The 12,498-nt window shown below is 72.9% G+C and carries 10 protein-coding genes and 1 pseudogene; 3 read left to right on the plus strand and 8 right to left on the minus strand.

Features of this window, described 5'->3' with window-relative positions; all coding sequences use genetic code 11:
* From AC13HU_RS18555 to AC13HU_RS18570, 4 genes and pseudogenes are all read right to left on the minus strand, one after another.
* A pseudogene (locus tag AC13HU_RS18555) lies at nucleotides 1-1,660 on the minus strand (hypothetical protein); the annotation flags it as partial.
* Nucleotides 1,661-2,041: 381 nt separating this feature from the next.
* Nucleotides 2,042-2,734 (minus strand): demethylmenaquinone methyltransferase, encoded by a 693-nt coding sequence (locus AC13HU_RS18560; protein WP_483043009.1) that lies wholly within the window; start codon nucleotides 2,732-2,734, stop codon nucleotides 2,042-2,044.
* A gap of 96 nt (nucleotides 2,735-2,830) precedes the next feature.
* Nucleotides 2,831-4,030, minus strand: coding sequence for a cyclic dehypoxanthinyl futalosine synthase (mqnC, locus tag AC13HU_RS18565; protein WP_483043010.1), 1,200 nt, complete (start codon nucleotides 4,028-4,030; stop codon nucleotides 2,831-2,833).
* A gap of 279 nt (nucleotides 4,031-4,309) precedes the next feature.
* A complete protein-coding gene (locus tag AC13HU_RS18570) occupies nucleotides 4,310-5,170 on the minus strand; it encodes a menaquinone biosynthetic enzyme MqnA/MqnD family protein (protein ID WP_483043011.1) in 861 nt (286 codons plus the stop codon).
* A gap of 268 nt (nucleotides 5,171-5,438) precedes the next feature.
* On the opposite strand from AC13HU_RS18570, the gene AC13HU_RS18575 reads away from it, so the two are divergent.
* Nucleotides 5,439-5,642: a cold-shock protein gene (locus AC13HU_RS18575; protein WP_328467807.1), complete on the plus strand. Its 204-nt coding sequence runs from the start codon at nucleotides 5,439-5,441 to the stop codon at nucleotides 5,640-5,642.
* A 161-nt stretch (nucleotides 5,643-5,803) separates the two neighbouring features.
* On the opposite strand, the gene AC13HU_RS18580 is transcribed toward AC13HU_RS18575, so the two are convergent.
* Both AC13HU_RS18580 and AC13HU_RS18585 read right to left on the minus strand, forming a co-directional pair.
* The gene (locus tag AC13HU_RS18580; RefSeq protein ID WP_483043012.1) at nucleotides 5,804-7,687 is read right to left on the minus strand and encodes an AMP-dependent synthetase/ligase; all 1,884 of its coding nucleotides are present in this window, start codon (nucleotides 7,685-7,687) and stop codon (nucleotides 5,804-5,806) included.
* Nucleotides 7,688-7,854: 167 nt separating this feature from the next.
* Complete coding sequence (locus AC13HU_RS18585) at nucleotides 7,855-9,174, minus strand: acetyl-CoA C-acetyltransferase (RefSeq protein ID WP_483043013.1); 1,320 nt, start codon at nucleotides 9,172-9,174, stop codon at nucleotides 7,855-7,857.
* Between the two features lie 88 nt (nucleotides 9,175-9,262).
* On the opposite strand from AC13HU_RS18585, the gene AC13HU_RS18590 reads away from it, so the two are divergent.
* Both AC13HU_RS18590 and AC13HU_RS18595 read left to right on the plus strand, forming a co-directional pair.
* Nucleotides 9,263-10,660 carry a 3-oxoacyl-ACP reductase gene (locus tag AC13HU_RS18590; RefSeq protein WP_483043014.1) on the plus strand — a complete coding sequence of 466 codons (1,398 nt, stop codon included), beginning with the start codon at nucleotides 9,263-9,265 and terminating at the stop codon, nucleotides 10,658-10,660.
* A gap of 1 nt (nucleotide 10,661) precedes the next feature.
* Nucleotides 10,662-11,459 carry a MaoC/PaaZ C-terminal domain-containing protein gene (locus AC13HU_RS18595; protein WP_483043015.1) on the plus strand — a complete coding sequence of 266 codons (798 nt, stop codon included), beginning with the start codon at nucleotides 10,662-10,664 and terminating at the stop codon, nucleotides 11,457-11,459.
* Between the two features lie 27 nt (nucleotides 11,460-11,486).
* Here AC13HU_RS18595 and AC13HU_RS18600 read toward each other — a convergent pair whose 3' ends face one another.
* Nucleotides 11,487-12,056 carry a TetR/AcrR family transcriptional regulator gene (locus AC13HU_RS18600; protein WP_483043017.1) on the minus strand — a complete coding sequence of 190 codons (570 nt, stop codon included), beginning with the start codon at nucleotides 12,054-12,056 and terminating at the stop codon, nucleotides 11,487-11,489.
* Nucleotides 12,057-12,162: 106 nt separating this feature from the next.
* Nucleotides 12,163-12,477 (minus strand): DUF4229 domain-containing protein, encoded by a 315-nt coding sequence (locus AC13HU_RS18605; RefSeq protein ID WP_483043016.1) that lies wholly within the window; start codon nucleotides 12,475-12,477, stop codon nucleotides 12,163-12,165.
* Nucleotides 12,478-12,498: the final 21 nt, after the last annotated feature.

Genomic DNA, 12,498 nt, shown 5'->3' on the forward strand with positions numbered 1-12,498 from the left:
GTTGGGACGGCACCGCGCCGCCGGGAACAGCACCGGGAACCGCACCGGGGACGGCGCCGTACGTCCCGCCGTAGCCGCCGCCGTACGTCCCGCCGCCCTGGGGGGCCGGGCCGTACGGCGCCGGGACGCCCGGGCCGGCCGCGTACGCCGTGGGCGGCACCCGGCCGCCGAACATCCGCCACACGTACGGCGCGACCAGGACGCCGCCGAACGTCCACAGCAGGCTCAGACCCAGCACCTCGGGCACCTTCGTGCCCACGCTGACGTGGTCGAGCATGCCGGTCATGGCCGTGTCGCCGCCGGTGCGCGCGCCGCTGACCACGGCCAGGACAACCAGCAGACCGGTGAACAGCGCGGCCACCGCGAACTGTTCGGGGCGGCTGCGGGTCCGCCGGACCGCGAGCACCCCGATCAGCAGCGCGCAGCCGAGCCCGCCCGCGACCGTGCCGGCCACCGACCAGCCGCCCCACACGTGGTTGAGGTCGCCCAGGCCGAAGGACACGTGGTGATTGCTGCTGTTGCTGTAGGTCGTGCCCACGCGGAACGGCGCCCCCCAGCTCAGACCCAGCCCGGACACCCCGAGGTTGAGCACCAGCAGCCCGGCCGCGGCCACGCCCCAGCCGGTGAGGTCGTGGTAGTGCGCGGCCGCGATCACGAAGACCACGGCGCCCGCGATGAGCAGGGTGGCCAGCAGCGCGATCGCCGTGGTGGAGACCACCCGGTACGTGGCCGCGGCGCCCGGCCGCGCGGCCAGCCAGGCCGTCAGCGCCGGACGGCACAGCACGAGCAGCGCCGTCACCAGGCTGAGTACGAACGTCCACAGCGCGGCCAGGAACGGCGCGGTGGTGACGTGCGCCAGGCCGATGTGCGGTTCGGCGAAGAAGCCGATGGCGAGTACCGCGGCGGCGGCGAGCAGTGCGACCCGCACGGCGGCGGCTGCGCCGTCGGCGGTCATGGCCGCGCCGGGCGTGCCCGAGACGGCGGCCGCGCCGAGTTGCCGCCTGCGCAGCATCCGCAGGCCGAGCACCAGCACCACGACCCACAGCAGCGTGACCGTCCAGGGCAGGACGGAGAGCGACGCGTGGTACGTGTGCGTGTGCCCGCCGCTGCCACTGCCGCTCATGGTGTAGCCGATGTCGCTGCCGGGGTCGGAGGAGTCGTACCCGTCGGAGCCGTCCGAGCCGTCGGAGCCGTCCGAGCTGTTGTCGTACCCGTCGCTACCGTCGTCGTAGCCGCCGCTCCCGCTGGCGGAGCCGTCGTCGTAGCCGTCGCTGCCGCCGGCGGAGCCGTCGTCATACCCGTCGGAGCCGTCGTCGTACCCGTCACTCCCGCCGTCGGAGAAGTCCCCGCCGTCGCTGCCGCCGTCGGACGAGTCGCTGTTGTCGCCGTTGTCGCCGTCCGAGTCGTCGAACCCGGTCTCGTCGGTGTAGGTCGAGGTCGCCTTGAGGTTGCCGCCCAGGCCCTGGACGAGCGCCGCGAGGGCGGCCCGGGTGCGGGTGGCCATGCCGACCGAGCCGCTGGGCAGCCCGGAGCCCGCGACACCCGCGATCGCCAGGGCCGCCGCGACTATGGTCAGCGCCGGACCGAGCGCGACCAGCAGCGGGCCCTCCCAGCGGCCGGTGAACACCCTCCGCACGAACACCGCGGCGGGCGAGGGCATGACCGGTCCGGGCGGCGGATAGCCCGGCCCGTAGACAGGTTGGCCCGGCGGCCCCGCCATCGGTCCGGTCGGAGCGCCGTAGGACGACAGTGGTGGCGGCGGCGGTGGAGGTGGCGGCGCCCCGACCTGCGTCGGCGTGGCCGGCGCGGTCGGCGGAGGCGACCCGGGAAGAGAAGGTGCGGTCAGGTCGCGGCCGCAACGCAGGCAGAAGCGGATGTCTTCTGCCTCGGCAACCTGGTTCCCGCATGCGGGGCAGAACGGCATCGGCAACTCCGGGAAACAGCGGGGTTGCTGTCCCCCCGCGGATACCGCAGCATATGACCCCTACCGGCAGCGACCACCCGGAACGCCGCATTCCGGTTGCGTGGAAGGCGGCTACGCCTACCCGTTCGCGCCGCGGTGCAGCGCCACGATCCCGCCGGTGAGGTTCCGCCAGGCCACGCTCGTCCAGCCCGCGTCCTTCAACCGCCCGGCCAGCGCCGGCTGGTCCGGCCAGGCGCGGATCGACTCGGCGAGGTACACGTACGCGTCCGGGTTGCTGCTCACCTTGGTCGCCACCGGGGGCAGCGCCCGCATCAGGTACTCCGTGTACACGGTGCGCAGCGGCCGGTACGTCGGGTGGCTGAACTCGCAGATCACCAGCCGCCCGCCGGGCCGGGCCACCCGCCGCATCTCGCGCAGCGCCGCGTCGGTGTCATGGACGTTGCGCAGCGCGAACGAGATGGTGACCGCGTCGAACACCCCGTCCGCGAACGGCAGTCGGGTCGCGTCGCCCGCGGTCAGCGGCAGTTCCGGGTGGCGCTTCTTGCCCTCCCGCAGCATGCCGAGCGAGAAGTCGCACGGCACGACCTCCGCGCCCGCCGCCACGAACGGCAGCGACGAAGTCGCCGTACCCGCGCCCAGGTCGAGCACCCGCTCGCCCGGTCGCACGTCCAGTGCCTGCGCCACGGCACGCCGCCACAGCCGGGTCTGGCCGAGCGACAGCACGTCGTTCGTCACGTCGTACTTCGCCGCGACGCCGTCGAACATCGCGGCGACGTCCTGCGGCTGCTTCTCCAAGGATGCTCGGGTCACGCGTCCCACCCTACGGGGCGCCCGTCGTCGTCGGCCGCGGGACCACCCGCCGGTGGGGGGGTTGGGGATACTCCCCCGAGCGCCCCCGATGCGGGCTCAGCGCGGTTCGAGGAGCTTGAGCTCCGGGTGCGCGGTGCCGCCCTCGATCGCGGTCGAGGAGAGGTGCGAGACGACGTGGTCGTCGACGGGGTCGTTCGCCGGGTCGTCGTGGACGACGAGGTGCTCGTAGGTGGTCGCGCGCTGCGCGGGCACGCGGCCGGCCGTGCGGATGAGATGGATGAGCTCCATCCGGTTGGAGCGGTGCTTCGCCCCGGCCGAGGAGACCACGTTCTCCTCCAGCATGACCGACCCGAGGTCGTCCGCCCCGTAGTGCAGGGAGAGTTGGCCGACCTCCTTGCCGGTGGTCAGCCACGACCCCTGGATGTGGGCGACGTTGTCGAGGAAGAGCCGCGCGATCGCGATCATCCGCAGGTACTCGAAGAGCGTCGCCTGCGTCTGGCCCTTCAGGTGGTTGTTCTCGGGCTGGTAGGTGTACGGGATGAACGCCCGGAACCCGCCGGTGCGGTCCTGCACGTCGCGGATCATCCGCAGGTGCTCGATCCGTTCCGCGTTGGTCTCACCGGTGCCCATGAGCATGGTCGTGGTGGACTCGACGCCCAGCCCGTGCGCGGTCTCCATGATCTCCAGCCACCGCTCGCCGGACTCCTTGAGTGGCGCGATCGCCTTCCGCGGCCGCTCCGGCAGGAGTTCCGCGCCGGCGCCGGCGAACGAGTCGAGCCCGGCGGCGTGGATACGGCGGATCGCCTCCTCCGCACTGACCCCGGAGATCCGCGCCATGTGGTCGATCTCGGACGCGCCCAGCGAGTGGATCACCAGCTGCGGGAACTCCCGCTTGATCGCGGCGAAGTGCTCTTCGTAGTACTCGACGCCGTAGTCCGGGTGGTGGCCGCCCTGGAACATGATCTGGGTGCCGCCGAGTTCGACGGTCTCCGCGCAGCGCCGCAGGATGTCGTCGAGCCCGCGGCTCCACCCCTTGCCGGTGTCCTTCGGCGCCGCGTAGAACGCGCAGAACTTGCACGCGGTGACGCACACGTTCGTGTAGTTGATGTTGCGCTCGATGATGTACGTCGCGATGTGCTCGGTGCCCGCGTAACGACGGCGCCGCACCGCGTCGGCGGCGGCCCCGAGCGCGTGCAGCGGCGCGGACCGGTAGACGTCGAGCGCTTCCTCCGGGGTGATCCTGCCCCCTGCGGCAGCGCGGTCGAGGACGGCTGCGAGTTCGGTCGAAGAAGTCACCGTGGCAGGCCCTTCGGAGGATACGAAATCGGACCAGCTCACCCTACGCCAGCACCCTCGCCCCCCTGCGACCCGTGCCCGGGGCGTGCGGGGATGCACTCGGTCCACCCGGAGGTACAGGTGCGGCTCGGTGCGGCCCGATCTCGCCGGGCCCGCCGCGAACGCCCGCCGCGGCGGCTGCGGTACGTCCACGACGAACTGCCCGACGGCGGGCTCCGGCGTCCGGCGGAAGCGGGGAAGTGGCGAAGTGGGGAAGCCGGGAAGCGGGGAAGCCGGGAATCAGGCGGGGGGCAGGAGTTCCACGCCGGCGCCCGGGGCGAAGCCGACGCGGCGGGCGAACTCGGTGATGCCGGCCTGCTGGGGGGCGCCGAGGGAGAAGTCCAGGGTGGTGAAGTAGCTGCGCAGCAACTCCTCGTCGAACGCCTCCCAGCGCGCCGCCTGTTCGGCGACCTTGTCGACCTCCTCCAGGGAGAGGTCGCGGGAGGCGAGGAAGGCGCGGTGCACCGCGTGCACGGCGTCGGGGTGCGCGGCGAGGTAGTCCCGCCGGACCGCCCAGACGGCGAAGACGAAGGGCAGCCCGGTCCAGTCCTTCCACATCTGCCCGAGGTCGTGGACGGTGAGGCCGAGCCGGGGCGCGTCGTGGAGGGAGGCGCGCAGGGCGGCGTCGCCGATCAGCACCGCGGCCTCGGCCTCCTGCATCATCAGCGAGAGGTCCGGCGGGCAGCGGTAGTAGTCCGGCGTGACGCCGTGCTGTTCGGCGAGCAGCAGCTCGGCGAGGCGGACGGAGGTGCGGCTGGTGGAGCCGAGCGCCACCCGCTGGCCGTCCAGCCGGTCGAGCGGGAGCTGGCTGACGATGACGCACGACATCACGGGGCCGTCGCAGCCGACCGCGATGTCGGGCAGGGCCACGAGCTGGTCGGCGTGCTTGAGGTACTCCATGAGGGTGATCGGGCCGATGTCCAGATCGCCCTCGACGAGCTGGGCGCTGAGCTTCTCCGGGGTGTCCTTGGTCAGCTCCACGTCCAGCAGCGCACCGGTTCTGGCCAGGCCCCAGTACAGCGGGGTGCAGTTCAGGAACTGGATGTGGCCGACCCGGGGGCGGACCCGGTCGCTGTCGCTTTCACGCGCGGTTGTGTCCATATGGCGGACGCTACTCCTGGGGGGCCGCAGACCCGTGCGGGGGTGCCTCGGCGAGCCGTAACGGAGGTGCCCCGGGAAGCCTTAAGAAGGATCTTGCAACCCTTCCCCGCTCCGGACCCCACATGCTAGGCTCATCAGCAAGTTGCAGTTTGGTTTCCTTGCAGTACTAAAGCCTGCGGATCATGTAACCCGCAGGCTTTTGTAGTTTTCAGACTTCGCAGTTGCAGGTTCTGGAGCAGGGCAACCCTTTGGGCCCAAGGAGGGCTTTATGGCTACCGGAACCGTGAAGTGGTTCAACGCTGAAAAGGGCTTCGGCTTCATCGCCCAGGACGGCGGCGGCCCGGATGTCTTCGTTCACTACTCCGCGATCAACGCCACCGGCTTCCGCTCCCTCGAGGAGAACCAGCCGGTGACCTTCGACGTCACCCAGGGTCCGAAGGGCCCCCAGGCGGAGAACGTCACCCCCAGCTAGTTCTCCACTAGCCGGACGGACAGCGGCGCGATCGCGCGCCCAGAACCTGCAGTACCAAGGGGCCCCGCAATTGCGCGGGGCCCCTGCCTCTTTTCCGCCGCCGGCGCTCGCGGCGTATTTCCACCGCCCCTACCGGCGAACCGTTTCGCACCGGTTCGCGGCTATCGCTGGTAGAGCGCCTCGATGTCCTCGGCGAAGTCCGTGGCGACCGCCGCCCGCCTGAGTTTCATCGACGGGGTCAAGTGGCCGCTGTCCTCGGTGAAGTCGACCGGAAGCACCCGAAAGGCGCGGATCGACTCGGCGCGGGACACCGTGGAGTTCGCGTCGTCCACGGCCTTCTGCAGGTCGGCGAGCAGGTCGGGGTCGGTGACCAGTTGCGCGAGCCGCAGCTCCTCCTTGTGCCGCATCCGCCGCCAGTGCGTGAGGCCGTCCGCCTCCAGCGTGATCAGCGCGGCCACGAACGGCCGGTTGTCGCCGACCACCATGCTCTGGCCGACCAGCGGATGGGCCCGCAGCCGGTCCTCCAGGGGCGCCGGCGCCACGTTCTTGCCACCCGCGGTAATCAGGATCTCCTTCTTACGGCCGGTGATGCGCAGGTACCCGTCCGCGTCCAGCTCGCCGATGTCCCCGGTCGGGAACCACCCGTCCACCTGGGGCACCCCGCTCGGGTCGTTCCAGTAGCCGGCGAAGACCTGCCCGCCGCGCAGCAGCACCTCCCCGTCCTCGGCGATCCGTACCGCGGTGCCGGGCAACGGCTGCCCGACGGTGCCCAGCCGCGGCGCCAGCGGCGGCGTGACGGTGGCGGCCGCGGTGGTCTCGGTCAGGCCGTACCCCTCGAAGACCATCACCCCGGCGCCCGCGTAGAAGGCGGTCAGCCGCTCGCCCAGCGGGGAGCCGCCGCAGATCGCGTACATGACCTTGCCGCCGAGCGCGGCGCGTATCCGGCGGTAGACCAGCGGGTCGTACAGCGCGTGCGCCATCCGCAGGCCGAGCGAGGGCCCGGGGCCGGTGCCGGTCTGCCGGGCGACCAGCGCCCGGCCGTAGCGCCGCGCGATCGCGGCGGCACGGTCGAACGACGCGGCCCGGCCCATCTTCTCCGCGGTGGCCCGGCCGGTGTTGTAGACCTTCTCCAGCACATACGGGATGGCCAGCAGGAAGGTGGGCCGGAAGCCGGCCAGGTCGGCGAGCAGGTCCTCGGTGGCGATGCTGGGCGCGTGGCCGAGCCGGACCCGGGCACGCAGGCAGCCGACGGCGACCATCCGCCCGAAGACGTGCGACAGCGGCAGGAACAGCAGGGTCGAGGCGGGCTCGGTGCTCACCGACTTGAAGACCGGGTGCAGCAGCTCGGTGGCGTTGTCGACCTCGGCGAAGAAGTTGCCGTGGGTGAGCACGCAGCCCTTGGGGCGGCCGGTGGTGCCCGAGGTGTAGATCAGCGTGGCCGTGCTCGCCGGTCCAAGGCCCTGCCGCCGCGAGGTGACCAGCGCGTCCGGCAACTCCTTCCCCTCCGCGCTGAGTTGCGCGATCGCCCCGGCGTCCAGCTGCCACAACTGGCGCAGCCCGGGCAGCCCGGCGCGGCGCCCGGTCACCAGCCGGGACTGCTCCACGTTCTCCACCGCGCAGGCCGCGGCACCCGAGTCGCCGAGTATCCACGCGATCTGCGACGCCGACGAGGTCGGGTAGATCGGTACGGTCACCAGCCCGGCGGCCCATCCCGCGAAGTCCAGCAGCGTCCACGCGTAGCTGGTCCGCGCCATGATCGCCAACCGCTCGCCCGGCTTCAACCCGGCCGCGATCAGCCCTTTCGCGACCGCGGTCACCTCCGCGCCGAACTCCGCCGCGCTCACGTCACGCCAGGTCCCGTCCACCCCCTCCCGGCTCAGCACGATGTCCTGCGGAGCCTCGGCCGCGTTCGTGAACGGGATGTCGGCCAGGCTGCCGCTCCTCGGCAACTCGACCAGCGGAGGCACGGCCGCCTGTACGGTTCGGCCGTCCACGACCACGGTCTGGGGTGCCGAACTCTCCAGTTGCCCTGCTTCAGTTGACATGGTTGCGGCTCCTGAAAGATGAGGGTGGGTTGCGCCCCTTGGGGGTTGCCGTCGTCCTTCCGCGGAGGTGGCCGCACATACTCAGGGGCGCGAGGAACTGCGCGGCAAGCCGCCCACGGGCCGCAAGGTCCGGGCACTCACAGGACGGGGCACCATCAGCGGTCCCGTCAAGGACGTTCGAGAATCGCGGTGACGCCCTGTCCGCCCGCCGCGCAGATCGAGATGAGGCCGCGCCCGGAAGACCCCCGCTCGGCAAGAAGCTGCGCCAGGGTGCCCACGATCCGTGCCCCGGTCGCGGCGAAGGGATGGCCGGTGGCGAGGGACGACCCCGCCACATTGAGCCGCGCGCGGTCGATCGGGCCGAGCGGAGCGTCCAGCCCGAGCCGCTCCGCGCAGAACGCCTTGTCCTCCCAGGCCGCCAGGGTCGCCAGCACCTGGGACGCGAACGCCTCGTGGATCTCGTAGAAGTCGAAGTCGCCGAGGCCGAGTCCGGCCCGCTCCAGCATGCGCGGTACGGCGTAGGCGGGCGCCATGAGCAGCCCTTCGGCGTCGGGCCGGCCGGAGGCGAAGTCGACCGCGGCCGTCTCGTACGCGGTGAGATACGCCAGCGGGGCCAGCCCGCGTGCCGCGGCCCACTCCTCGGAGCCGAGCAGGACCACCGCGGCACCGTCGGTGAGCGGCGTGGAGTTGCCCGCGGTCATCGTGCCGCCGGGCCCGCCGTAGACGGGCCGCAGCCGGGCCAGCTTCTCGGGGGTGGAGTCGGGCCGCAGGTTCTGGTCGCGGTCCAGGCCCCGGTAGGGGCTGACCAGGGGGGCGAAGAAGCCGCGGTCGTAGGCGGCGGCGAGGTTGCGGTGGCTGGCGGCGGCCAACTCGTCCTGGGCGGCACGGGTGATGCCCCACTTCGCGGCGGTCACGGCGGCGTGTTCACCCATCGACAGGCCGGTGCGCGGCTCGGCGTTGCGCGGCATGTCGGGCACGACATGGCGGGGGCGCAGCCCGGCCAGCGCGCGGGCCCGGCCGCCGAGGGACTTCGCGCGGCGGGCGGCGAGCAGGGTGCGGCGCAACTCGTCGTTGACGCCGAGCGGCGCGTCGCTGGTGGTGTCGGCGCCGCCGGCGATGCCGGAGTCGATCACGCCGAGCGCGATCTTGGCGGCGACCGCGAAGACGGCCTGGAGGCCGGTGCCGCACGCCTGCTGGATGTCGTAGGCGGGGGTGGTCGGGTCCAGGACCGAGCCGAGCACGGTCTCCCGGGCGAGGTTGAAGTCGCGGGCGTGCTTGAGCACGGCTCCGGCCGCGAACTCCCCCACCCTCCCGCGGCCTTCGGCGGAGGCCGCGCCATCCCCGCCGGCCAGGCCGGTGCGTTCGGCCAGGCCGTCGAGCGCGGCGGTGAGCATGTCCTGGTTGGACGCGGTGGCGTAGGGACCGTCCGAGCGGGCGAAGGGGATGCGGTGGCCGGCGATGACGGCGACGCGGCGAACGGTATGCATACGGAACTCCCGAGGGCACTTGGCCGGAGCGACAACTCACCAGTAGCCTTACCGGCGGTAAACTTACTCCAGAGTAAGGAGAAGGCCAATGGCCGACCGCTATCTCGACTTCACCGGTACGGCTCCCGGTCGCTTCCTCACCCGGCGGCTCGGGCTGCCGCAGCCGACCGCGCTGCGCCGCTGGTCGGCCGCGGCCCCCGAACTCGACGGCCCGGTGCTGCGGTTGGCCGCGGGCGAGACGGCGCCACCGGCCGCGCCCGGCGCCCCGGCGCCGGCCGCGGTGGTACTGGACGCGACCGGCATCACGGACCCGGCCGGGCTGCGGGCGGTCCGCGACAGCCTTCACCCGCTGGTACGTTCGCTGGCCGCGTGCGGCCGGGTGGTGGTGCTCGGCACCCGGCCGGCCGGCGCCGACGTCCATCAGGCCGCCGCCCAGCAGGCGTTGGAGGGCTTCGTCCGCTCGCTCGGCAAGGAGATCGGCCGGGGCAGGACCGTACAGCTCGTCCGGCTCGCGCCCGGCGCCGCCGCCGACTCCACGCTGGAGTTCCTGCTGTCGCCCAAGTCGGCGTACGTCAGCGGGCAGGTGATCGAGGTCGGCCCGCAGGTGGGCGGCCCGCAGGCCGGGGATGCCGAGGCGTCCGAAGAGGCCGAAGTGGCCGAAGTGGCCGGCGAGTTCGGAAAGTCCGTCGATGCCGGCGGGTCCGTCGCGTCCGGCGATGCCGGCGGGTCCGGCCCGCAGCACGAGACCGGGAGGACCGGCGGGACGCGTACGGCGCTGGTCACCGGGGCGGCCCGCGGCATCGGCGCCGCGGTCGCGGCCACGCTCGCCCGGGACGGCGCGCACGTGGTCTGCCTGGACGTGCCGCAGGCGGCCGAAGCGCTCGCCGAGACCGCGGCCCGGATCGGCGGCACCGCGCTGACCGTGGACATCACCGCACCCGACGCCGCCGAACGGATCGCGGCCGCGGTGCCCGGCGGCCTCGACGTCCTGGTGCACAACGCCGGCATCACCCGCGACCGCAAGCTCGCCAACATGGCCGCGGAGGGCTGGGACGCGGTGATCGAGGTCAACCTCGGCAGCGTGCTGCGCGTCACCGACCACCTGCTGAAGGCCGGCGTGATCCGCCCGCACGGCCGGATCGTCGGCACCGCGTCCATCGCCGGCATCGCGGGCAACGTCGGCCAGACCAACTACGCCGCCTCCAAGGCCGGAATCATCGGCTTCGTCCGCGCGCTGGCCGCCGCCCCCGAGGTGCGCGAGCGCGGCATCACCGTCAACGCGGTCGCCCCCGGCTTCATCGAGACCCGGATGACCGCCGCCGTACCGCTGTTCATCCGCGAGGCCGGGCGGCGGATGAACTCCCTCGGCCAGGGCGGCCGGCCGCAGGACGTCGCCGAGACCGTGGCCTGGTTGACGGCGGCCGGCTCCGGCGGCGTCACCGGTCAGGTCGTCCGCGTCTGCGGCCAGTCCCTGCTGGGGGCGTGAGATGACGCTGCTGCTCACCCTGGGGCGCGGCGCGCTGACCGGCATCGGCAAGAAGCCCTCGGCCGGCGCCGCACTGCCCCGGCTGCGGCTGACCGAACCGGACGTACGGATCGACCCGGCGCGACTGGCCCGGTACGCGGAGGTCTGCGGCTACTCCCCCACGGCCGACCGCGTGCCCCTCACCTACCCGCACATCCTCGGATTCCCGCTGGCCGCACGCATCATGGCCGCCCGGGACTTCCCGCTGCCGCTGATGGGCCTGGTGCACACCTCGATCGAGATCACCGCGCACCGGCCCCTCACCAGCCGGGACCTGCCCGAGATCGCCGTGCACGCCGAGGAGTTGCGGCCGCATCGACGCGGCACGGAAGTGGTGTTCGCCACGGAGGCCCGCGTCGGCGGGGAGCCGGTGTGGACCGGCCGCAGTACGTATCTGGCCCGGCACCCCACCGGCCGCCCGCAGGAGCCGCGGGCCGACCGCGCCCCCGAAGGCGAGCTGCCCGCGGTCGAGGAGTGGCACCTGCCGGCCGACCTCGGGCGCCGCCACGCACGTGTCTCCGGCGACTACAACCCGATCCACCTGCACGCCTGGACAGCCCGGCCGCTCGGCTTTCCCCGGGCGATCGCGCACGGGATGTGGACGATCGCCCGCAGTGTCGCCGCGCTCGGCCTGAGCGAGGGGGTGCGCGCGGAATTCCGCGCACCGGTTCCGCTGCCGTCCACGGTCACCTTCGCGGCGGGCGGTGGGCGGTTCGAGGTGCGCTCAGGGCGAGGCGTGCACGTCTCCGGGGTGGGCTGACCCGCCGGGGTGGGTGGTGCTGTCGGTTCAGGGCACCCAAGGGCTTCCCGCAAGGAGGTTGCCGAGGCCGGCCCAGGCGAAGTTCATCAACGTGGCGGCCGTCTCCCGCCCGTTCGGCGAGGACACGGCGAGGGATTCGGCGGCACCGACAAGCGCCAGGGCCAGCGCGCGCACCTCACGGTCGGCGAGAGAAGGCACGCAGGGTGCCTCGCGGGCGGCGGAGCCGATCAGCGCGGTGACGAAGTCGACGATCTCCGCCCGCATCGCGGCGACCTCGTCCCCGGAAGGGGCACCGCCGCTGCGGGCCTGGCCGTAGAGGAGGTTCCAGCCGTCGGGGTGCTCGGCGGTGTAGCGGAAGAACCCGAGCAGCCCGGACCACAGTTGACGGTCGGGCGCGGCACCGGTCTCGACGGACGCGCGCACCGCCGCACTGAGCGCCTGGGCCTCGCGGCGTACGCACGCGGTGAACAGCTCGTCCTTGGACTTGAGATAGAGGTAGACCAGCGGCTTGCTGACGCCGGCCGCGACGGCGATCTCGTCCATGGAGGTGGCGCGGTAGCCGCGGCGGGCGAAGACGGCCACGGCCGTGTCCAGCATCTGCCGCTCGCGGATCGCCCGCGGCACGCGCTGCGCGCGCTTGCCCTGCGGCTCCACTGGCGCCACCCTCCCCCGTGCTCAGCGGCCGGTCGCCGGGACCGGCCGGTCAGGCGGTGTGCGGCTCCCCGCCGTGCGCGACCTCGCGGGCCTCGTCGTCGGCGTCGTCCTCCTGGCCCGCGGCGGCGGCCAGGTTGAGCCGGGTGCGCTCGACCCGGCTGGAGACCTGGGCGGCGGCCTGCTCGCGGGCGCCGCGCAGCAGCACGAAGCTCAGTGGCGCGGAGACGACCAGCGCGAGCAGGGCGACCCACAGGTAGTTCGAGTCACCGAGCCCGGCCGGCAGGATGTGCAGCCGGACCAGGCCCCAGATGACCCCGAAGCTGGCGACGATGAGGCCGAAGCGCAGTGCGGTGTATCGGAGCATGCATCCAGTGAAGCATGCCGC

The organism is Streptomyces sp. NH27 (assembly GCF_056859195.1).

Coding starts and splice junctions, on each gene's coding strand:
- AC13HU_RS18580 (WP_483043012.1), bottom strand. CDS start 7,687: ATGTCAACTGAAGCAGGGCAACTGGAGAGTTCGGCACCCCAGACCGTG.
- AC13HU_RS18590 (WP_483043014.1), top strand. CDS start 9,263: ATGGCCGACCGCTATCTCGACTTCACCGGTACGGCTCCCGGTCGCTTC.
- AC13HU_RS18575 (WP_328467807.1), top strand. CDS start 5,439: ATGGCTACCGGAACCGTGAAGTGGTTCAACGCTGAAAAGGGCTTCGGC.
- AC13HU_RS18600 (WP_483043017.1), bottom strand. CDS start 12,056: ATGCTGGACACGGCCGTGGCCGTCTTCGCCCGCCGCGGCTACCGCGCC.
- AC13HU_RS18595 (WP_483043015.1), top strand. CDS start 10,662: ATGACGCTGCTGCTCACCCTGGGGCGCGGCGCGCTGACCGGCATCGGC.
- AC13HU_RS18585 (WP_483043013.1), bottom strand. CDS start 9,174: ATGCATACCGTTCGCCGCGTCGCCGTCATCGCCGGCCACCGCATCCCC.
- AC13HU_RS18605 (WP_483043016.1), bottom strand. CDS start 12,477: ATGCTCCGATACACCGCACTGCGCTTCGGCCTCATCGTCGCCAGCTTC.
- AC13HU_RS18570 (WP_483043011.1), bottom strand. CDS start 5,170: ATGGACACAACCGCGCGTGAAAGCGACAGCGACCGGGTCCGCCCCCGG.